This is a genomic window from Pseudoalteromonas sp. Scap06 (genome assembly GCF_013394165.1).
Classification (GTDB): domain Bacteria; phylum Pseudomonadota; class Gammaproteobacteria; order Enterobacterales; family Alteromonadaceae; genus Pseudoalteromonas.
In genome coordinates this window covers 1,582,221-1,604,680 of sequence record NZ_CP041330.1, presented here as the reverse complement: position 1 = coordinate 1,604,680, position 22,460 = coordinate 1,582,221, and the positions used below count along the sequence as shown (strand labels likewise).

The 22,460-nt window shown below is 39.8% G+C and carries 20 protein-coding genes and 1 tRNA gene; 3 read left to right on the top strand and 18 right to left on the bottom strand.

All coding sequences use genetic code 11. The features are described from left to right. Positions 1–59 precede the first annotated feature (59 nt). The 7 genes from FLM47_RS07320 to FLM47_RS07290 form a co-directional block, all read right to left on the bottom strand. Positions 60–677 carry an FKBP-type peptidyl-prolyl cis-trans isomerase gene (locus FLM47_RS07320; protein WP_008112467.1) on the bottom strand — a complete coding sequence of 206 codons (618 nt, stop codon included), beginning with the start codon at positions 675–677 and terminating at the stop codon, positions 60–62. A 69-nt stretch (positions 678–746) separates the two neighbouring features. Continuing rightward, complete coding sequence (locus FLM47_RS07315) at positions 747–1,070, bottom strand: hypothetical protein (protein ID WP_178956854.1); 324 nt, start codon at positions 1,068–1,070, stop codon at positions 747–749. A gap of 114 nt (positions 1,071–1,184) precedes the next feature. Next, positions 1,185–1,275, bottom strand: a tRNA-Ser gene (locus FLM47_RS07310). A 106-nt stretch (positions 1,276–1,381) separates the two neighbouring features. Further along, complete coding sequence (locus FLM47_RS07305; protein WP_041709037.1) at positions 1,382–1,759, bottom strand: hypothetical protein; 378 nt, start codon at positions 1,757–1,759, stop codon at positions 1,382–1,384. A gap of 203 nt (positions 1,760–1,962) precedes the next feature. Next, positions 1,963–2,511 carry an NAD(P)H nitroreductase gene (locus FLM47_RS07300; RefSeq protein WP_178956027.1) on the bottom strand — a complete coding sequence of 183 codons (549 nt, stop codon included), beginning with the start codon at positions 2,509–2,511 and terminating at the stop codon, positions 1,963–1,965. A 110-nt stretch (positions 2,512–2,621) separates the two neighbouring features. Next, complete coding sequence (locus FLM47_RS07295) at positions 2,622–3,311, bottom strand: DoxX family protein (RefSeq protein WP_178956026.1); 690 nt, start codon at positions 3,309–3,311, stop codon at positions 2,622–2,624. An 89-nt stretch (positions 3,312–3,400) separates the two neighbouring features. Continuing rightward, on the bottom strand, positions 3,401–5,362 hold the full coding sequence (locus tag FLM47_RS07290; RefSeq protein WP_178956025.1) for an FAD-dependent oxidoreductase: 1,962 nt from the start codon (positions 5,360–5,362) through the stop codon (positions 3,401–3,403). A 297-nt stretch (positions 5,363–5,659) separates the two neighbouring features. Between FLM47_RS07290 and sppA the strand changes: the two genes are divergently transcribed. Both sppA and ansA read left to right on the top strand, forming a co-directional pair. Continuing rightward, positions 5,660–7,525, top strand: a complete 1,866-nt coding sequence (sppA, locus tag FLM47_RS07285; RefSeq protein WP_178956024.1) for a signal peptide peptidase SppA — start codon at positions 5,660–5,662, stop codon at positions 7,523–7,525. Between the two features lie 70 nt (positions 7,526–7,595). Next, entirely contained in the window at positions 7,596–8,606 is a 1,011-nt protein-coding gene (gene ansA / locus FLM47_RS07280; protein ID WP_138608516.1) for an asparaginase, read from the top strand. A gap of 66 nt (positions 8,607–8,672) precedes the next feature. Here ansA and gndA read toward each other — a convergent pair whose 3' ends face one another. After that, complete coding sequence (gene gndA / locus FLM47_RS07275) at positions 8,673–10,046, bottom strand: NADP-dependent phosphogluconate dehydrogenase (protein WP_054200862.1); 1,374 nt, start codon at positions 10,044–10,046, stop codon at positions 8,673–8,675. Between the two features lie 374 nt (positions 10,047–10,420). Here gndA and pyk point away from each other — a divergent pair, with 374 nt between their 5' ends. Beyond that, positions 10,421–11,857 (top strand): pyruvate kinase, encoded by a 1,437-nt coding sequence (gene pyk / locus FLM47_RS07270; protein ID WP_076920269.1) that lies wholly within the window; start codon positions 10,421–10,423, stop codon positions 11,855–11,857. A 74-nt stretch (positions 11,858–11,931) separates the two neighbouring features. Here the strand turns inward: pyk and FLM47_RS07265 are convergent, their stop codons facing one another. The 10 genes from FLM47_RS07265 to thrS form a co-directional block, all read right to left on the bottom strand. Continuing rightward, positions 11,932–12,756 carry a LytTR family DNA-binding domain-containing protein gene (locus FLM47_RS07265; RefSeq protein ID WP_178956023.1) on the bottom strand — a complete coding sequence of 275 codons (825 nt, stop codon included), beginning with the start codon at positions 12,754–12,756 and terminating at the stop codon, positions 11,932–11,934. After that, complete coding sequence (locus FLM47_RS07260; RefSeq protein WP_178956022.1) at positions 12,753–13,826, bottom strand: sensor histidine kinase; 1,074 nt, start codon at positions 13,824–13,826, stop codon at positions 12,753–12,755. The genes FLM47_RS07265 and FLM47_RS07260 overlap by 4 nt, the downstream gene beginning before the upstream one ends. A gap of 205 nt (positions 13,827–14,031) precedes the next feature. Beyond that, entirely contained in the window at positions 14,032–15,588 is a 1,557-nt protein-coding gene (locus FLM47_RS07255) for a SulP family inorganic anion transporter (protein ID WP_178956021.1), read from the bottom strand. Between the two features lie 116 nt (positions 15,589–15,704). Further along, positions 15,705–16,163 carry an Lrp/AsnC family transcriptional regulator gene (locus FLM47_RS07250; RefSeq protein ID WP_008110469.1) on the bottom strand — a complete coding sequence of 153 codons (459 nt, stop codon included), beginning with the start codon at positions 16,161–16,163 and terminating at the stop codon, positions 15,705–15,707. An 84-nt stretch (positions 16,164–16,247) separates the two neighbouring features. Next, positions 16,248–16,889, bottom strand: coding sequence for an MBL fold metallo-hydrolase (locus FLM47_RS07245; protein ID WP_178956020.1), 642 nt, complete (start codon positions 16,887–16,889; stop codon positions 16,248–16,250). A gap of 1 nt (position 16,890) precedes the next feature. Next, positions 16,891–18,708 (bottom strand): M14 family metallopeptidase, encoded by a 1,818-nt coding sequence (locus tag FLM47_RS07240; RefSeq protein WP_138608528.1) that lies wholly within the window; start codon positions 18,706–18,708, stop codon positions 16,891–16,893. A gap of 318 nt (positions 18,709–19,026) precedes the next feature. Further along, positions 19,027–19,389, bottom strand: a complete 363-nt coding sequence (gene rplT / locus FLM47_RS07235) for a 50S ribosomal protein L20 (protein WP_008110477.1) — start codon at positions 19,387–19,389, stop codon at positions 19,027–19,029. A gap of 15 nt (positions 19,390–19,404) precedes the next feature. Continuing rightward, the gene (rpmI, locus tag FLM47_RS07230; protein WP_004587840.1) at positions 19,405–19,605 is read right to left on the bottom strand and encodes a 50S ribosomal protein L35; all 201 of its coding nucleotides are present in this window, start codon (positions 19,603–19,605) and stop codon (positions 19,405–19,407) included. A gap of 212 nt (positions 19,606–19,817) precedes the next feature. Next, positions 19,818–20,378: a translation initiation factor IF-3 gene (gene infC, locus FLM47_RS07225; RefSeq protein ID WP_008466946.1), complete on the bottom strand. Its 561-nt coding sequence runs from the start codon at positions 20,376–20,378 to the stop codon at positions 19,818–19,820. A 59-nt stretch (positions 20,379–20,437) separates the two neighbouring features. Further along, complete coding sequence (gene thrS, locus FLM47_RS07220; protein WP_008466944.1) at positions 20,438–22,348, bottom strand: threonine--tRNA ligase; 1,911 nt, start codon at positions 22,346–22,348, stop codon at positions 20,438–20,440. Positions 22,349–22,460: the final 112 nt, after the last annotated feature.

Here is a 22,460-nt window from a genome sequence, read left to right as displayed (position 1 = left end):
ACCGCATTCATATTAATGAATGCGGTTTTTTCATAACTAAAATGTTATGTACGTTCTAATTAAAGAATTGCGTGTAACTCAACGTCGAATACAAGTGTTGAGTAAGGTGCGATTGCTGCACCGGCACCACGTTCACCATAAGCAAGCTCATGAGGAACGTATAAACGCCACTTAGTACCTACTGGCATCATTTGTAATGCTTCAGTCCAACCTTTGATCACGCCGCCCACTGGGAATTCAGCAGGTTGACCGCGCTCGTATGAGCTGTCAAAAACAGTACCGTTTACTAAAGTACCGTGGTAATCAACACGTACTGTAGACTCAGCAGTTGGCTTCTCGCCTTCACCTGTTGCAAGTACTTCGTACTGAAGACCTGACTCAGTTACTGTAATTTCAGGACGTTTTGCGTTTTCTTCTAAAAATGCAATGCCTTCAGCAGCGAGTACTTTAGCTTCTTCTTCACGACGAGCTTGGATCTCTTCGTTAATTTTTTCAAATGCAGCTTGGATCTCAGGGATCTCAACTTGAAAAGCACTGCCTGCATACGCATCTTTCATGCCTTCAAATACTGAATTTAAGTTTAAACCTTCAAAAGGATTAGCCTTAAGTTGCTCACCCATTTGTAAGCCAATACCGTAACTTGCTTTTTCAGCATCTGTAGTAAAATTATCTGACATAATGTGTTATTCACGTTTTGTTAGTTAAAAGACCCGTATATGCTATCACAAAATAAAAGGTCTTTGGGGCTAGTTTTTATTGAGTTTTTCTTTAATTAAACCAATAGCAAAGGTACACACAGGCAAACTGAGCAAAATTCCAACAAGTAAGCTCATCGACAATAATCCAGCCACACCGACCAGTAAAAGAGGCACAGCTACTAAACCGATAGTGCCAATATAAAACGCGCCCCATACAGGCCAATAATTATCGTATTTTGTAATTAAATGCCCCGATAAAATATTAAACCCGATGCCATATAATAAGGTCATTATTAGTGCGTCTTCTGGATATGCATCAATAGCCATTTTTTGTAATAACGATATGGCGCTTTGGTAACAATAACCAAACACAGTCCATAGAAGAATGTGCTTAAGTAAACGTTTAGAAAAGGATAATTCCGGGGACTGTGACATTATAAAGCTCCAGATAGCAAAAAACCGCCAATAAGGCGGTTTTTTAAATAATGGTGGAGAGATAGGGATTTGAACCCTAGAGGGGCTATAAACCCCTGCCGGTTTTCAAGACCGGTGCATTCGACCACTCTGCCATCTCTCCGTACGGCGCGCATAATAAGATCATACGCTTAGCTTGTAAAGCCCTATTTTAATAAAACCGGCTAAATAGTTAAATATAAACCGCTTTAGTTATCAATTAGCCATTATTAGTAATATTGCTTAGGCCTACGAGCAATCCAAGAGCACACTAAACAGACCAATAAGCTGGCTGTTAAAAATGCAATACTTTGAAATATTAAATCGAAGCGATTAAGGTCATCGCTCGGGATCACAACCAATACAAATGAAGGCAGTACAGTGAACAGTAAAACATAACAACATATTTTAAAGGCTCTGCCAAAATCAAACCGTTTCGATTGTTGCATCCACCAAGTTAGCAATACCAGCACCCCTATTGCTGAAGCAGCAATAAAATGCTCAGCTTGAGTGCTCATTGCAACATAAAATGTCGCAAGCGCGCCAACTACACCCCAGATTGACCAAGCAAACCAGTTTTCTTTTTCACGTAAAAATAAATTTCCCATCATTTTCGTCTTCTTTATCGTTATTATTGGTAAGACTTTCCATACATTACCAAAAAACAACCGATTAAAAAACAAACTGAAGAAGATTTATTACGTTTAGTGCTTCCGTGCGCTTCTCGCAGCTACAATATTAACCGCAGTAGTGTAACACGATTAACTTAATGAATTATGACTATATTGAATATAAAAAGTTCATACTATTTCTACAAAAAACTAAAATAATTTTCTGGTTTGTGCCTTGGTGACTTTTTGCATTCAATTGCCGGCGTCCCTAAATATAAATAACCGACTATTTCATCATCATCATTTAAGTTAAGCGCCTGTTTAACACTGGGGCTTTGTGCAAAGTAACCCGTACGCCAAATACCGCCTAACCCCTGAGCGAATGCGGCTTGTTGCATTGCCAATACGCCACAACCTGCGCTTTGTACTTGTTCAATTCTAGAAACTTTTGGGTGTGGTTGATATTTTGCAATCGCAATAATAATCATGGGTGCTCTAAGCGGTAACTCCTTAGCGCGATTAATTACTTTTTCAGCCTGCTGCTCTGCTATAGCGCTTTGATAATAAATTTCACCTAACTTATGACGCGCATCACCTTGAACAATAATATATTGCCACGGTGCAATACAGCCATGATCGGGCACTCTCAACCCAGCCTGCTGAATAATGTTTAACTGCTCTTCATTAGGCCCTGGCGCTGTCAATTTTGCATCAGATTGGCGAGTGAGTAAAAGCTCAATAGCATCCATAGTGTGCTCTCAAAATTCAAAACGTAAGAGTAACATTTATAAGTAAAAAATAAACACTGCAGGGTTAAAACTACCAAGCAGATAAAATTAATGAAGCGAGTGTTTATATCCTAGTAACTATTGATGTAGGCACCGCGTTTAAACCAATAATCTAGGCTTACAAAACGCCCACCTCCGGTACAGAATAAGCTAAGTAACATGGCAAAATAAATAGCAGAAAATTCGATGCCGTTATTTAGTATTGATGGTTTACCTTTTTCGTATAGGTAATCTTCAAAGCCATATTCTTCAACTAAGCTGCGAATTTTACCTATGCGGACTTGTACTTCTTTTGAATTTTCAAGGCTTTCTTTGGCACCAGGGACTGATAGCCAATCAAGTACTTGGGCGGCACTTGTTTGTGGATTTGTTGGCGCTATAGCAAACCAGCCGTTATGCCAGTGTACTGTTGTTGCTGCTACCACCATTGTAAACATAAGTGGAATACTCACTAATCGCGTAAATAAACCAATAAGTAAAAACCAACCTCCTAAAAACTCACTCCAACCGGCTAAAAAAGCCAGCAAATCAGGAAACGGTAATCCTAATCCCCAGTCACTATTGCCAAACCACTGAACGACATCATCAGAGGCTAAAAACTGATTAAAAAAACCATTAGTATCGCCACTTATTGCGAGTTTGTTATAGCCTGCAATAATCATTACAGGCGCTAAAATCAAGCGAAAAAGCAAAGCAGGCAAACCATCCAATAAAGATAATTTACCTATAATATTGTCGTAAAGTGTAATTAATTTAATCATGCGCACTCTTGTATGTTCATTGTTTATTAAGTTATAGACTATAAACAAACATGACCGCGCACAGAGCTAAATTATTTCGCCCTTAAAGATTAAATTTGCCTTGCTACTTGTAACGCTTCAAATATTGCGCGTTTAGCATCAATAGCAGCAGCCAATTTAGCGCCACCTATAACATGCACGTTGGCGCTCTCAGCTTGTGCTTTAAATAACTCGTCGTTAGACACTTGACCAATGCAGGCAATAACCGTATCAACTGGCAGTACTTGAGTTTCACCAGCCACACTAATGGTTAGGCCGTTTTTATCAAAACTATAGTATTGGCAGTCTGCAATTTGTTTAACACCATGCTGTTTGGCAACTTGACGGTGGATCCAACCCGTAGTTTTACCTAAGTCACCACCAAAGCGCCCTGCACTGCGTTTTAGCATATAGAGCTGACGAGCATCTTTGTGCGGTTGAGGTTCGCACTCTATACCCCATTGGGTTTTAAAGTCGCTAATGCTTTGTGACTTATGTTCACTTAAAAATGCCACCATATCAAAACCAATACCGCCTGCGCCTAATATAGCTATAGAATTACCCAGCTCTACTTCACCGCGTATAACTTCATCGTAAGCAAATACACGCTTATCATCGCTGCATTTAATCGTAGCCTCACGTGGCCTTACACCGGTTGCAAATACCACATCATCAAACTCAGTTAGCATACTGTCACTAAATGCTTTGCCTAATTCAATGGTTACATTAAGACGCTTAAGTTCATTAGTAAAGTAAGCTAATGTATGATTAAAGTCTTCTTTACCAGGTATTTGCATCGCTAAATTGAATTGCCCACCCATGTGTTGCTTTTGGTCAATCAGGGTTACATTGTGCCCTTTTTGCGCTAAGTAACAGCTAGACGATAAACCTGCAGGTCCAGCGCCAACAACTAATACATTTTTAGCTTTCTCTGCTTTTTCTAACGGGTAATCAAGCTCAAAACCTGCTTGTGGATTTACTAAACAGGTAGCGCGCTTACCTTTAAATACATGATCTAAACAACCCTGATTACAACCAATACAAATATTAATATGCTCAGATTGCTTAGCCGCGTATTTATTAAAAAATTCAGGATCGGCTAATAATGGACGCGCCATAGAAATTAAATCAGCTTCGCCAGCATTTAAAATATCATTAGCAATCTCTGGGGTATTAATGCGGTTTACCGCAATAACAGGCACGCTAATAACATCTTTTAAACGCTTTGACGCTTCTTTAAATGCACCTGGTGGCACCATACTCGCAATTGTAGGTACGCGCGCTTCATGCCAACCAATTCCGGTATTAAAAATATCAACACCCGCTTTTTCAAGTGCAACAGCTTGTTGAGTTACTTCATCAGGGGTGGAACCATTAGGGATTAGATCTATAACCGAGAGTCTAAAAATAATTAAAAATTTATCCGATACTTTTGCTCTTACCGCTTTTACAATTTCAACGGCTAAACGCATCCTGTTTTCAAGGCTGCCGCCAAATTCGTCGTTTCGTTTATTAGTATGCGGTGCCATAAACTCATTAATCAAATAACCTTCTGAGCCCATTACTTCCACGCCATCGTAACCAGCCTTTTCAGCTAAATAAGCCGAGTGAGCAAAATCTTTAATCGTTTTGTTAATTGAACTTAAAGACATTTCCTTTGGTTTATATGGATTAATCGGGGCTTTTATAGCACTTGGTGCCTGATTAAAAGGGTGATACGCATAACGCCCAGCATGTAATAATTGCAAACATATTTTACCACCATGTTGATGAACAGCTTGCGTATATGCACGATGCTTAAATACATCATAATAACTATTAAATGATGAGGAAATAGGCGTTAACTTACCGCGTAAGTTAGGGCTGTAGCCTCCGGTAATAAGCATTGCAGTGCCACCTTTGGCACGTGCTTCATAAAAGGCACGAAGGCGTTTACGATTGTGCCAACCTTCTTCAAGGCCGGTATGCATTGATCCCATTACTAAACGGTTGCGTAGTTGTGTGTGTTTTAGTTCTAGTTTTTGTTCTAACATCCTGTGCCCCAATAACTGGTCTAACCTGTGTGTTTGTCCAATTCTGCTTTAATGACGCAAAATAAGCAATATACGAGCAGCTTAAACTTAAACTTTTTAATTTAAAACACCCTAAATAATCTTGTTTTATGTATAACTGTTAATTGTAAAATACGGCTAAAAGTGACATAAACATTCGTATAATCATAAGTGTAATTGAATTTATAAATGTTTCGTTACGATTTAGCAGTTAAATTAATTTATATTCTAAGCTACTATGGCAATAACGTTTTAGCTGTACGAATTTAAGGAGCTATTTTGATAGCGAAGGTATTTAAAGGTATATGGACAGGGATTAACTTCTCGCGTCGTTTAGTACTAAATTTATTATTTTTATTTTTGGTTATCATTTTCATTGTCTCAGTATCAAGTGACGGCGATAAAATCATTGTCGAAGAGGGTTCTGTCCTCAGGCTCAACCTAAACGGTCCTATTGTGGAAGAAAAAACCTACGTAGACCCTGTAGAAGCGGCCATTAATGATGTAACAGCAAGTGCTGATACCCCTACTGAAATACTACTTGATGATGTCATTGAAGTGATCAATGAGGCGTCACAAGACTCTCGTATCAGCGCAATTTTGCTTGATTTACAAGAAATGCCAAAAGCGCACTTAAATAAGCTTAAGCAAATTACAAAAGCACTTGATGCATTTAAAGCAACTGGAAAAAAAGTAATTGCTTCAGGTTATTACTATACCCAAGCGCAATATTACATTGCCGCGCATGCAGACGAAATTGCGATGCACCCTTATGGTAGTGTGCTTATTGAAGGCTACGGTATGTACCCGCTTTACTTCAAAGATGCATTAGAAAAATTAGAAGTCACTCAGCATATATTTCGTGTAGGTACTTTCAAATCTGCCGTTGAACCGTTTATCAGAAACGATATGTCAGAAGCAGCTAAAGAAGCAAACCGCGTATGGTTAGGTGCTTTATGGAACGAATATAAGCAAGATGTAAGTGCGGTGCGTCCATTTGACGAATCAAATTTTGATGAAACAATGGATACTTATTTAGCCAAAATGCAGGCTGCCAATGGTGATGCGGGTAAATACGCGCTGGATAATAAATGGGTTGATTCTCTCAAAACTAATCAACAAATTCGTCAGCAATTAATTGATCTAGTTGGCGCTGAGGAAGATGGTAAAACATTTAAACAAGTGTCTTTTGGTGAATACTTAAGCTTAGTTAAGCCGCCAATTGAGTTTGATAACCCAATGACAGAAAAAGTCGCTGTTGTTGTAGCTAGAGGTACCATCGTAGACGGTGAGCGTCGTGCCGGTGAGATTGGCGGTGATTCAACAGCTGCACTATTACGCAAGGCACGCCTTGACGATAAAGTAAAAGCAGTCGTGTTACGTATTGATTCTGGCGGTGGCAGCATGTTTGCCTCTGAAGTTATTCGTGCTGAAGTATTGGCGCTTAAGGCCGCAGGTAAACCAGTCATTGCTTCAATGAGCTCAGTAGCTGCATCAGGTGGTTATTGGATTGCATCAGCGGCAAATGAAATTTGGGCAGCACCTAGTACGATTACCGGCTCAATCGGTGTATTTGGTACCTTTATGACCTTTGAAGATACCTTAGCTAAAATCGGTGTTTACTCTGATGGTGTAGCGACTACAGAAATGGCCGGTTTTTCAATAACTCGTCCACTAAATGAAAAAATGGCACAAGTGATTCAAATGAGTGTTGAAGAAGCTTATGAACGTTTTTTAAATGTCGTTGCCGATGCACGTAATATGACCCCTGAGCAAGTTGATAAAATTGCCCAAGGCCGCGTTTGGATTGCATCGCAAGCTCAAGAGCTTGGTTTAGTTGACAAGCTGGGTAACAAGCAAGACGCTATCAAAGCGGCTGCAGAGCTTGCTAAACTTAACTTCTATGAAGTTAAAACAATTAGACAATCACTTAGCCCTCAAGAACAAATGCTCCAAGATATTTTTGGTAGCGCCGCGGTTAAATCAGTGCTTGGACTTGAAACACAAAAATCAGCAGTACTAGCTAGTCAAGCTAACCTGCAAAGCGTGATTAAGCAATTAAGCAGCGAAGTAGAAAACCTGAAAGATTATAACGATCCACAAGGTGTTTACGCGCGCTGTTTAGAATGTACAGTTGCACAATAATGCCCTAACAGGCTGTATTGATTAGCACTTAGCGTTATACTAAGCCCAGTTTTTTTACTGGGCTTTTTTTATGAAACGTAAACGCATTTACATCGCTTATACTGGCGGTACTATAGGAATGAAAAAATCAATCCGCGGCTATATTCCTGCCGAAGGTTTTTTAACCGAAACTGTGGTTAATAACGCAGAATTTAATCGTGAAGAAATGCCATTATTCGATATTCATGAATACTGCCCACTGATTGACTCTTCAGATATGTCTCCTGCCCACTGGCAACTTATTGCTGATGACATAAAAAGTAAGTACCAAGATTACGACGGCTTTGTAGTGCTGCATGGTACAGATACCATGGCCTATACGGCATCGGCTTTATCGTTTATGTTTGAAAACTTAACAAAGCCTATTATCGTGACCGGCTCACAAATTCCGCTCTCTCAATTGCGCTCTGATGGTCAAGTTAACCTACTTAATGCCATGTATTTAGCAGCTAACTACCCGATAGCGGAAGTCAGTTTATTTTTTAATAATCAATTATTTAGAGGCAACCGAGCAACCAAAGCGCATGCCGATGGATTTGATGCATTCGCCTCCCCTAACCTAGAGCCATTAGCGCTGTCTGGCATTAATATTCAACTGATCAAAGGTCAGTTAAGTCCGTATGTAGAAAATGAATTACAAGTTGCGCAGATCACTCCTCAAGCCATTGGTGTATTGTATTTATACCCTGGGATCAGCAAAGAAGTGGTTAAAAGCTTAGTTAATGGCAACATTAAAGCATTGGTACTGCTGAGCTTTGGTGTGGGTAATGCACCGCAAGACCCTGAGTTTTTGGATATACTTGATGAAGCGAGCAAGCGCGGCGTTATTATCACAAACCTCACTCAATGCCTAAAAGGGCAAGTGAATATGGGCGGGTATGCCACAGGAAATGCGCTACTCAATATAGGTGTGATCAGTGGTTTTGACATGACCTTAGAAGCCTGTTTAACTAAACTGCATTATCTTTTTAGTCAAAATTTAGAAATCGAAACGATTCGCCATTTAATGCAAGATAATTTGCGGGGTGAGTTAACTCGTTAGGTGTTCAGCTAAACGAATAACAAAAAAGGACGCTATATAGCGTCCTTTTTATTTACTTAGATTTTATTAACGAACTTTTGCGTCAATATCAACTAAGTCAGTTAAATGACACGTTTCACCACTGTGAGTCTTAATGCCATGCTCACCAAAGTAATCACGCTGGGCTTGTACTAAATGCCCATTACTTGGTGTTGTTAACGTTGCTAAGTAGGTTTGTGTTGCACTTAGCACAGGGAATGCCAGACCAGTCATGACTGCTTGGCCCGTTACCTTACGCATTGCGAGTGACTCTTTTTCAAGAGTATCAATAAACTCAACACCTTGCGCAACACTGTCTAAGTAATCTGCACGAATAATACACCCTGCACGCCAGGTTTGTAGTGTTTTAGCTAAATCAACTTTCCACTGATGGGTACGTGAAGCACCTTTAATTAGTGCAAGTCCCTGACGATACGCTAGTAAACTTGCAAGAGTAAATGCATCTTTCAATTCATCTAAATCAACATCAACTTGAGTGGTATTTTGCGCGCTGTACGTCATCTCTTGTGCAGCAGTGGTATTGCATGCATTAGTTAAATGGCGTGCTTGAACAGCAGCTACTAATGAAGGTACCGCAATACCCAATTCAAGTGCATTTTGAGCTGTCCATAAGCCAGTGCCCTTTGCGCCAACTTTGTTATCAATTAAGTCAACAAGGGGCACATTTTGCGAATTTTCAAGTGACAAAATATGGCTAGAAATTGACAATAAATAGCTATTTAACTGGCCTTGTGACCATTCATTAAATATCTCAGCAATTTCTTTTGGTGAGCGCTTAGTTCCGTGACGAAGTAGCTGATACACTTCAGCAATAAGTTGCATCAGTGCGTATTCAATTCCATTGTGAACCATTTTTACAAAATGACCGCTGGCTGATTGTCCAACGCGAGCAAAACACGACTCGCCTTTGTAGCTTGCAGCAACTTTTGTAAACCATGGCTCGACACGCTCCCAGCCACCTTCAGAACCACTTGCCATCATAGCTGGCCCATGACGCGCACCCTCAGCACCACCTGAAATACCCATGGTGGCAAACTCAAACTTGTCTTGGTATTTTAGCTTGCGATTAATTCCGTCTTTGTAATTACTGTTACCGCAGTCAACAATAATATCACTACATTGAACACCCGCTTCAATAAGCTCATTGCAAACCGCATCAACCAACTCACCCGCAGGTACAAGTAATAAAATAGAACGCGGTGTTTCTAAACGCCTAACCATATCCCCTAGATCAGAGACAATGTGAAGTTTGTCAGCCATGCCTTGTGACTTAGCACAGCTTAATAACTCTTCACCCGCATTTGGGTTTTTGTCATAAGCGACCAGCGTTATCCCTTTTTCAATCAAGTTCAGGGCAAGATTTTTCCCCATAACGCCTAACCCTACTAATGCAACTTGCATTTAGTGCCCTCCTCGGTAACAACTATTTGGTTAGTAAATTAAAATAATACCGCGTGCATTATACTCAGGCCTAAGCCATGAGCAAAGCTACATGCATTTATTACAGTTAAAATAAACACTGCAATTATATCAAACAACCGCCCTCACAGGGGAAGAAATAGCGCTGCTATTTAAATTTTTAGATCATTGACGCCCTGTGACACCGGTGTCATAATGATGACATATTGATCTTGTATATAATAGTCGCAATGTTATGAAAATTGCATAAAACTAAAATTACTATTTAACCTAAACTCTTCTTATGAGATTTATTAAATAGTCACTAAAACAAAATAACCGTCAACTTGCTTAAAATAAGCGCACAGGAGAATTTAATGTTAAGACGTACAAAAATAGTCGCGACACTTGGACCTGCAACAGACAGAGATAATAACTTAGAAAAAATAATTCGCGCAGGCGCAAACGTCGTTCGATTAAACTTCTCACATGGTGTTGCACAAGATCACAAAGACCGTGCACAAGCAGTTAGAGATATAGCCGCTAAATTAGGTAAGCACGTTGCAATTCTTGCTGACCTGCAAGGCCCTAAGATCCGTGTTTCAACCTTTAAAGAAGGTAAAGTGACTTTAGCGGTTGGTGCAAAATTCGTTCTTGATGCAAAAATGGAAAAAGGCCAAGGCGACATTAACGCCGTTGGTATTGATTACAAAGAGCTACCACAAGATGTGGCTCCTGGTGATTTACTGCTGTTAAACGATGGTTTAATTCAGCTTACTGTTGAGCATGTTGAAGGTCACTTAGTACACACTGTGGTTACTGTGGGTGGGGTGCTCTCGAACAATAAAGGGATTAATCGTTTAGGTGGTGGTTTAACTGCACCCGCGTTTACCGACAAAGACAAAGAAGACTTAATCACTGCTGCTGAAATTAATGTTGATTATATTGCCGTTTCTTTCCCGCGAAGTGGCGATGACATGCGTTATGTACGCTCTCTTGCAGAGGCTGCAGGCTCTAATGCACAGCTTTTAGCTAAAATTGAACGTGCTGAAGCAGTAGAAACACAAGAAGCAGTAGATGATATCATTTTAGCGTCTGACGCTGTGATGGTTGCCCGTGGTGATTTAGGTGTTGAAATTGGTGACGCTGCACTAATGGGTAAGCAAAAACTCATTATTCGTCGTGCTCGTTCATTAAACCGTACCGTTGTAACCGCTACTCAAATGATGGAATCGATGATCGATAATCCTATGCCAACACGCGCAGAAGTTATGGATGTTGCCAATGCAGTACTTGATGGCACCGATGCAGTTATGCTTTCTGCTGAAACCGCCGCTGGTGATTACCCAGAAGAAACCGTTGCTACTATGGCGCGTGTTTGTTTAGGCGCTGAGTCGCAAAAAGAGACCCATGTCTCTAAGCATCGTTTAGATAGCCGTTTCTCTTCTAATGCGGAATCAATTGCTCTCTCTGCAATGTATGCAGCTAATCACTTAGACTCTGTTAAAGCGATTATCACCCTGACTGAATCCGGTAGCACAGCAAAACTTATGTCACGTATTAGCTCAGGCTTACCCATTTACTCACTTTCACGTCATGCCAGTACATTAGGACAAACAGCACTATACCGTGGTGTTTACCCAGTGTTTTTTGACTCTACAAAATGTGAAAAAGATAACATGGTTAAAGACGCATTAAGCACGTTAGTGGCTGCAGGCTCACTGCAAGTAGGCGACACCGTGATTATCACCCATGGTGATGCGATGGAAACGATTGGTGCAACCAACACGATGAAGATTGTGACTGTTTCGTAAAAGTTACTACAAAAAAACGCGAGCTATATGCTCGCGTTTTTTATGCTGTTAATTTAACCTGAACTCTGGTTAATTTAGCTTGCCAGCGCTGCTTTTACTTTGTCTCGATAGCTTCGGCTAACTTTGAGCTCTTGACCGTTTTCAAGTACCAATAGGTACTCACCACTTACCTGAGTAACCAGCTTACTAATTTGTTTAGTGTTAACAATTGCGCTGCGATGGACACGTACAAATAAGCTTGGATCTAACTCTTGTTCTAGCTCTTTCATGGTTTTACGTAATATATGCGTTTGCCCATCTTGGCAATGTAAACACATATAATCACCCGCTGCATCTACCCACTGTATGGTAGCAACTGGCACTCTGACAATTTCGCCCTGCTCTTTTACTGCTAATGATTCAGGGTAGCGACGATCAGTTAAGGTATCACCTGTGGCTAATTTCTTTAAAATCTCTTCACAGTTATTACCCGTTATTCCAGCTACAAAGCTAGCTAATTTTTTCTTATGGGCGTTGTCCTGCTGTGTTTTTAAATAGGTATGCACTTTTTCTACCGCCTGTTTTAATCTGTTATCATCAACGGGTTTTAAAATGTAATCTAAAGCATGGATTTCAAATGCTTTAACAGCAAAATGATCAAACGCAGTCACAAACACAATAGCTGGCAAATCTTTACTACTTTCACTCAATGCGCGCGCAACCTCAAATCCGTTCATCCCAGGCATTTGAATATCTAAGAACACGAGGTCAATTTTTTCGTTTTTGCAGCTTTCGATTGCATCAAATCCTGAGCTACATAGTTTGATCACTTCAATATCAGAAAACTCTTCAAGCCTGACGGCTAAACCTTTACGTGCTAATGGTTCATCATCAACAATAAGCGTTTTTATTCTTGTCATTTCTTCACAGCCTTCTCAAACGGGACTCGCAGATTAACTTTTAATCCACTTGGCGTATTATGTGATAATACAAACGAGTAATTATTTTCGTAGAGCGTTTTTAATCTGTCTCGGGTATTTGCCACACCCACGCCTTGTGCATTAACTAACTGGCCATTTACAATTTCAGTGCCTGGACCATTATCGCCCACTTCAAGTAATAATTCATTAGCAAATACTTGTGCTTTTATATCAATCACGCCACCTTCTGCCATGTGGGCAATGGCATACTTAATAGCATTTTCAATGATCGGTTGTAATATTAAGCTAGGTACCAATGCTTGTTGTGCTTGATCACTCACATCAACATTAACTTGTAGCCGTTCATCAAAGCGCACACGTTCAATTTCTAAATAAAGCATTAATGCGTGTAACTCTTGCTCTAGCGGCACTTTTTTAATTGGATCAGTGTTGAGTGTATAACGCAAAAAATCACTCAACTTAGATACCATTAGGTTAGCATCTTTGTTTTCTTTAACCAAAATTAAAGTGGAGATAGCATTAAGGGTATTAAATAAAAAATGCGGGTTTAACTGATATCTGAGCATCTTTAGCTGCGCTTCATGCGCCATTGTAGTTGCTTTTAACGCTTTTTGGCGTTCACTTTGTAATAGTTGATAATACTTAACCCCAAAGTACAAGCCACTCCAACACAAAATAATATAAACGGAGTCTAACCCTTGTTGTAAATAATAAAACCATTCTTCAGGGCGATAACCGTGACGATAAATCTCCCATAAGTTAAACTTTTGAACCACGGCCCAGAGCGTACCAGTTACATACGAGGCACCAAATACAACAATAATTAAGACCCACGGCGAGGCATTCCAAATTTTGCGATATATATAACGTAACGGGACAGTCATTAAACAGCCCGCATAGGCATTGAGTAAAATAACAAATACGTAAATATCACGCATTTCAAATACTTTAGAACCAATGTAATTAACTAACGCATACCCTATCCAGCCAGCGATTTGTAAAAGCCAGAAAAAGCGTTGTCTGTTATCAATTAAAGACTGCCAATTCAAAATTAATTATTACCTTGTAAATTTGGTATTATTATATCGATTTATCAACGGGTATAGCACTACCAACTGTCTTACTTTTTAATAGCCCTATCGCAAACTATAACCCAAGCTTATGCATTTATAGTTAAGCATTTCATTTAAGTTGTACGCATAAAAAAAGCGAAAGGTAGGTACCTTTCGCTTCTCAATGTTTACTTTTTATTTATTAAGCAAGCTTGTCTGAAGCAACTTTATAAGTTGGATCTTCAATAACGTTTACTTCCACTAAGTCACGCGCTTTATGAAGTAGTTCAGTACAATCTTTACTTAAGTGACGTAAATGCAACTTTTTACCGGCTTTATTGTACTTATCAGCTAAGCTGTCAATTGCTTCTATTGCACTGTGGTCCGCAACACGGCTGTATTTAAACTCAACAATAACGTCTTTAGGGTCGTTCTTTACATCAAATAAATCGGCAAAGTTTTTAACTGAACCAAAGAATAAAGGCCCGTGTAACTCGTACACTTTTGAACCTTCTTTATCGATATAGTTCGTTGTGTAGATATGTTTAGCATGCTGCCAAGCAAACACTAATGCAGACACAATAACACCCACACACACAGCAATGGCTAAGTCAGTGATAACCGTCACACCCGATACTAAAACAATTACAAATGCGTCAGATAAAGGCACGCGTTTCATCATTTTAAAACTTGCCCATTCAAATGTTCCAAGTACTACCATAAACATAACACCAACTAATGCCGCTAGTGGGATCATTTCAATTAAGCTTGAGGCAAAGATAATAAACGCAAGTAACATCAGCGCAGCACTAATACCAGATAAACGCGAACGGCCACCTGAATTAATGTTAATCATAGATTGGCCAATCATGGCACAGCCACCCATTGCACCAAAGAAACCACATGTGACGTTTGCCGCACCTTGGCCAATACATTCTTTATTAGAATGGCCACGTGTTTCTGTAATTTCGTCAATCAAGCTTAGCGTTAATAATGACTCAATTAAGCCAATTGCTGCAAGAATAAGCGCATACGGGAAGATAATTTGTAGTGTTTCTAAATTAAAAGGCACCATAGGAATATGGAACTGCGGTAAACCACCTGCAATTGTTGCCGTTTCATTACCTGTCATTCCTTTTAAGAAATCAAGTACTGTACGCGCTTCTAGGTCAAGGCCAATAACTAAGCCAGTAACCGTCACAATGGCAACCAATGACGAAGGGACTGCGGTCGTTAATTTTGGTAAAAAGTGAATAATAGCCATAGTTAGCGCCACTAAACCGAGCATGATGTACATTGCACTGCCCGTCATCCACTCTTGGCCGCCAGCACCATCAGGCACTTTAAACTGCCCAAGCTGAGCTAAAAATATCACAATTGCTAAGCCATTAACAAAACCGAGCATCACCGGATGTGGAACCATACGTATAAATTTACCGAGCTTAAATACTCCGGCCAATATTTGTAATAGCCCCATGAGCAAAACGGTGGCAAATAGATATTCCACTCCGTGATCAAGCACTAAACTTACCATTACAACCGCAAGCGCACCGGTTGCACCCGAAATCATACCCGGACGACCACCAAAAATAGCCGTAATTAAGCCAACAATAAATGCGGCATATAAACCAACAAGGGGTTCTACATTTGCAACAAAGGCAAATGCAACAGCTTCTGGGATCAAGGCAAGTGCCACGGTCAATCCAGAGAGAATATCGTTTTTAGCAGAGCTTGGCGCCCTACTGAGTAAGTTAAACATTGAGTTCCTCAGTTTTATTTAGCTGACAAAAAAAGCGCTGAATTCTATCAAATTAGCGCTCATTTCACAATTATAGTTAATGCAGCCGATTTGTTTATCATCGGCTTATTTTTATTTTACAGTGGTAAGGCTGTACTACGTTTTACACAGGTCATGGTCACGTTAGAATGAACCTCTTGGACGTACTCTAAGCTAAGTAGGTTATCGCGTACAAAGTGTTCATAACCTTCTATGCCTTGAGAAATAATACGTAACATAAAGTCCATAGTACCCGCCATAGTGTAACATTCAGTCACTTCATCATAGCTAAGTATCAGTTTTTCAAACTCGGCTAGATTCTTTTTACCATGGTTTGATAAACGTACATGGGCGTAAACCAACATATCAAAGCCCAGCTTTTTTTCATCAAGCAATGCGACTTTACTTTTGATGTAGCCATCTTGTTCTAATTTGGCAATACGACGCCAACAAGGAGACTGAGATAGGCCTACTTTATCTGCAATTTCAGCGGTTGATAAACTTGCATCTTGTTGTAAAAGTGCCAATATTTGGCGATCTACGTGATTTAGAGACATTTTATTTCTTATTTATCTAATAAATTGGTTAAATTATACAGCCTTTTTAAAAAGCAGTCTGCATATTTTTAACAATTAAACACATCAACCAAATTGACCACTTACAAACGGATTGGTTGCCTTCTCATTGGCGACATCGGTATCTTCACCATGGCCACTTAAAATTGCGGTACTCAGTGGCAACGTCATTATATGGGCCTGTATTGAGCTAATAAGCTGCTTACTGTCTCCTTTTGGAAAATCAGTACGCCCGACTGAGCCTTTAAATATAACATCACCCACAATAACGGTGCTTTGCGTATCTTGATAAAATACAACGTGTCCTGGGGTGTGCCCTGGGCAATGCAGTACTTTAAATACAAGCTGACCAACTTGTATGGTGTCACCATGTGCTAGCCATTCATCTGGGTAAAAAGCACTGATAGGTTTAAATCCAAACATTGTAGCTTGCATTGGTAAGTTATCAAACCAAAAGCGCTCATCCTTATGTGGGCCAATAATCTTTATATTGTATTGCTCACGTAAGCTATGAGCACCACCCACATGGTCTAAGTGTCCATGGGTCAACCAGATGGCTGACAAGCTCAAGTTATGCTGTGTTAGTGTTGTATTAATTTTGTCAACATCACCACCGGGATCTACCACCACAGCTTGCTGGGTTTGTTCGCATACTATAATTCTGCAATTTTGCATAAACTGCGTAACGGGAATTGTGATTATTTTCATCTTATATTTCTTTATTTTTTTGCGCTGGAATAACTATATCTTGTTCATATGACATTAAAATTGGGTATTTTAAATAAGCTTGATCGTAAAACGGGCTATGTTCATAGAGCCAATTTAAGCGCGCCTCAGAATTTGTAGCAAATGCTTTATCTTGCTTCAGTTTTTTATTAAATGCTTTTGCTAATTTAGGATCATCACTGAGCATTTTCTCAGCAAATGGGAGCAATGCGTAATTTTCCATATACTCTGTTCGCTGAAAAATTGTATTAAATTCACCCCATGCAAAAAAAGAGTCAGGAGCTTCTGGATGCAATAAATGTACGGCTAACTCGCCTGCTTTTTGTTGGGTACTGACCTCAAACCAACCATCTAAATCAACATTCGTGGCCGGTTCATAGTTAAAACGTGCCGACACTCTAAATCGTCCTTCAAATGGTGCTTTATCAAAGCTATATTGCGCCACTTTTGCCATTTTCAACGGCTGAGTATTGGCGCCACTGAGTTTATTAATTGATACCCCATGTAAAGCAAGCTTTTCGATAATATCGGTATACACTGGCGGGATAAAAAACGATTTAGGGACTTCAACCGTGTGCTGTACTTCTTTTTGCCAAAAAATAGGCAGCTTGTCATAATCTTGCTTTTTACCTAAATAACTTACTTCTTGCTGATTTGATAAAGCATTCATATTCTTAGAATAAGCAATGCCTTTAAATTTGATATGATCAGCTTGCTCAGCGTAGCTACGTTTAACAATTAATTGCTTAGGCACAAATTGCTGTTCTTTTTTTACCGCATTGGCGAGTTTATCTTTATGGTTTGCTAACGCTTCAATAGCACCATCTATAAATACATAAGTCCCTAGCACGCGTTGCTTATAGGGTTTTAAAGAATGGTTTTCGACTAAAATAGTTGGCAATGACCTTAAATCACCCCAGCCATTAGAAAAACGAGGCGTCGCCACCCAACCTGCTAAACCTGATTTAAATTCTTGTTTATCCATAACAAACACTAAAGGGCCAGGGATATGTCCTTGCTCAGTTAAGGTTTGATCAATAACAGGTTTAAAGTAACGGTTGAGTGCATCCGAAATAGCGGGCGACTCGCTAGCAAATACTGGGTTATAGCCGTAGGTGACATCATATTGGTAATCGGCCCCATCAGTCACATGCACGTCTATATATAAATTTGGATTATAATCATTAATGACTGTAAGTACGCTTTTAACCTCGGGGGTATCTAATTTAGTGAAATCACGATTTAAATTAAGGTTATTGGCGTTTGTTCTAAAACCCATTTTTACTGGGCCGCGCTGATTGATTCGATTAAATGCACTACTGCGTTCATGCCCATCAACATTAAGAATGGGAATAAATAGAATGTTTACCTTTTTTAATATATCGCGACGTTTACCTGTGGCAATATCTCTAAGCAACATAAACATTGCATCTTTACCATCAATCTCACCGGCGTGAATACCAGCCTGAATAAGAACAGTTGGTTTAGTGCTGTTAGCCATTTGCCCAGCATCAAAAAAGCCTTGTTCGCTGGCAATCAACATTTTTATTGCACGTTTACTATTGCTGTAGCCAATCGTTTTTGATTTAAATTGAGTGGGATTAGCTGCTACTAACCTATCAACAAATGCCATGGTATCAGCATAATTTGGAGACGAGACTCCTGCAGAAATTTCAAAGTCTGTGGTTAAAGGTCCTTGTTGCTGCAATAGCGACGTGCTCGCACCTTCCCATGGTAATAATGGCGGTAAATGACTGTTATTCGCCATACTTGCAGATAAAACCAATAAACTTATAAACATATACTTCTCTAGCAAACGCATTAATTAATAAAAATTATAGCAATTAAAGCTTTTTAGATGCCAAAACTGCGGTAGTTCAACAAAAAAATGCAGCCAATTGCAGTTTCCTTTGATTATTTGCTCAAGCCCTAGTCAAGTGCTGATAAAAACGTAATAAATATCAATTTGAAGAGCAATAAAGTACCAGCCTAAAATTGTGGGGTGGATAATTTAAGTTGAATAAATATGTGAAATTAAAAGGTATTACACAGCTAAAAAAGTAAATAGCAGGCACAAAAAAAGGAGCCATAGGCTCCTTTTCAATACTTATACAAAAACTTAAGCTGCCGCTAGGCCTTCTTTTGCTTTTGCTACAAGCGCTGCGAATGCAACTTGGTCGTAAACAGCGATATCTGCAAGGATCTTACGATCGATTTCTACAGACGTCTTTTTAAGACCATTGATAAAACGGCTGTAAGACAGACCATTTTGACGTGAAGCAGCATTGATACGTGCAATCCATAATTGACGGAAAGTACGTTTCTTAGCACGGCGGTCACGGTAAGCGTATTGACCCGCTTTAGTAACAGCCTGGAAAGCTACGCGGTAAACACGTGAACGTGCTCCGTAGTAACCTTTCGCTTGTTTTAAAACTTTTTTGTGACGTGCACGTGCGACAACGCCGCGTTTAACTCTTGCCATTTCTAAAAACCCCTATTAAGCGAATGGTAACATACGTGAAACTAGACCATGGTCATTTTTATGAACCATCATCTTAGGACGTAGGTGTAACTTACGCTTAGAAGTTTTCTTAGTCAGAATGTGACGAAGATGCGCTTGTTTACGCTTGAAACCGCCAGAAGCAGTCTTTTTGAAACGCTTAGCTGCGCCTCTGTGACTTTTTAGCTTGTAAGCCATTGCAATAACTCCAATTGTATTGCTTTAAAATTAGTAAGAAGGCGTGAGATATATTGCTATAGCTCCACTTTAAAGGCCTAACTTACTGCTATGTTCCGGTGAAAACCCGATATAAATACCGCAATTTTACTTTAAAACCGGTTAACTCAGGTGGACATTTTCATATCACTTGCAAACCTGAGCTAAATTCGGTGCGTATTATCGCCTAATTATTACTTTTTAGCAACCGGCGCCATCATCATAACCATTTGACGGCCTTCAACACGATTTGGGAAAGATTCAACAACTGCTAATTCTTCTAAATCGGTTTTAATACGGTTTAATAATTCGATACCAATTTCTTGGTGAGCCATTTCACGACCACGGAAGCGGATAGTTATCTTAGCTTTATCGCCAGCTTCTAAGAACTTACGTAAGTTGCGTAGCTTAACCTGATAATCACCTTCATCCGTACCTGGACGGAATTTGATTTCTTTAATCTGGATCTGCTTTTGCTTCTTCTTCTGCTCTTTTAGTTCTTTGCTTTTTTCAAAGATGAACTTACCGTAATCCATAACCTTACAAACAGGCGGCTCAGCATTTGGACTGATCTCTACAAGATCAACACCCGCTGCATCAGCCATAGCTTGCGCGTCTTTTAATGACTGAATTCCAGCTTGTTCGCCGTCGATGTCGATTAAACGAACTTCTTGCGCTGTAATTTCTTCGTTAATACGATTTTTTTGAGCTGTTTGTTGCCCTTTCTTGCCGCCTCTAATAGTACGTTCCTCCAAGAATATCAATAATATAAGCGTGTAGCTGGCTATTTTTGCTTGCCCTACACGCTCGATTTTTACTGTCGATTTTTGATTTCTTCACTGATTTTAGCTACAAAATCATCGACATTAAATTTGCCTAGGTCTTCACCTGTGCGAGTTCGTACTGCTACTTCTTGTTGCTCAACTTCTTTGTCGCCAACAACCAATAAGTAAGGAATACGCTTAAGTGTATGCTCACGGATTTTAAAGCCAATCTTCTCATTTCTCAAGTCAGCAGCGGCTCTAATTCCAAGTTTATTTAATTTTTGTACAATTTCCTGAACATACGGTGCTTGTTTATCGGTGATATTCATAATCACCACTTGCTTAGGCGCAAGCCACGTTGGGAATAAACCAGCATACTCTTCTGTTAAAATACCGATAAAGCGTTCAATAGACCCTAATATAGCACGGTGTATCATAACAGGTGTACGACGTTCGTTATTTTCAGCGACATATGTTGCGCCTAAACGACCAGGTAATGCAAAGTCTAGTTGCACTGTACCACACTGCCACGCTCTGTCTAAGCAATCGTACAAAGTAAATTCAATTTTAGGGCCATAAAACGCCCCTTCACCTGGTAGGTAATCAAATTCAATGTCATTTGCTTTAAGTGCATCAGCAAGTGCAAGCTCAGCTTTGTCCCACATTTCATCTTCGCCAATACGTTGCTCTGGACGAGTTGAAAGTTTAACTACAATTTTTTCAAAGCCGAATGTTTCATACGTATCGTAAACCATTTTAATACAGGCCGATACTTCATCCATGATTTGCTCTTCAGTACAGAATACATGCGCATCATCTTGGGTAAAGCCACGCACACGCATTAAACCGTGAAGTGCGCCTGATGGCTCGTTACGGTGACAACAACCAAACTCAGCCATACGCAGTGGTAAATCACGGTATGATTTTAAACCTTGGTTAAATATTTGTACGTGACCTGGACAGTTCATTGGCTTGATTGCGTATTCACGCTTTTCAGATTCCGTGGTAAACATGGCTTCTGAATATTTTTCCCAGTGACCTGATTTTTCCCATAACGAACGATCCATCATCATTGGACCTTTTACTTCTTCGTATTGGTACTCACGTAATTTTTCACGTACAAATTCTTCTAATTCACGGTAAATGCTCCAACCATCGTTGTGCCAAAATACCATGCCTGGCGCTTCTTCTTGCCAGTGCCATAAATCAAGTGCTTTACCAATACGACGGTGATCACGTTTTTCAGCTTCTTCTAAACGCTTTAAGTACGCTTTAAGTTGTTTTTTATCGCCCCACGCTGTGCCGTAAATACGCTGCAGCATTTTATTTTCAGAATCACCACGCCAGTATGCACCTGCTACCTTCATAATTTTGAAGTTTTGACAGAATTTCATGTTAGGAACGTGTGGTCCACGACACATATCTACATATTCTTCGTGGTGGTATAAACCTGGGCGATCATCTTGAGCAATATTTTCGTCAAGAATTTCTATTTTGTATGTTTCGCCACGCGCCGCAAACGTATCGCGTGCTTCTTGCCAGCTAACGGTTTTTTTCACTACATCGTAGTTTGTTTTTGCAAGCTGTAACATACGCTTTTCAATCGCATCAAGATCATCTTGAGATAACGAATGTTCCATATCAATATCATAGTAAAAACCGTTATCGATAGTAGGACCAATCGCCATTTTAGCGTCTGGGAAAAGTTGCTTAACTGCATGACCAATTAGGTGGGCACAAGAATGGCGAATAATTTCTAAACCATCGTCATCTTTTGCTGTAATAATTTCAAGACGAGAGTCGGCTGAAATTAAATCACATGCATCCACACGTTCGCCATTAACACGGCCGGCGATGGTTGCTTTAGCAAGACCAGGGCCAATATCGTTTGCAACATCAAGCGTGCTTACAGGGTTTTCAAAACTACGCTGACTACCGTCAGGGAGAGTAATAACTGGCATTATAAATCCTTACATACAGTGGTGACACCTACAATGTATCACGTGTATTTTTTAATTAATTAAATGAGAATGACTCGACAACGCTTTTACGAATAAGCATTGACTATTTTTC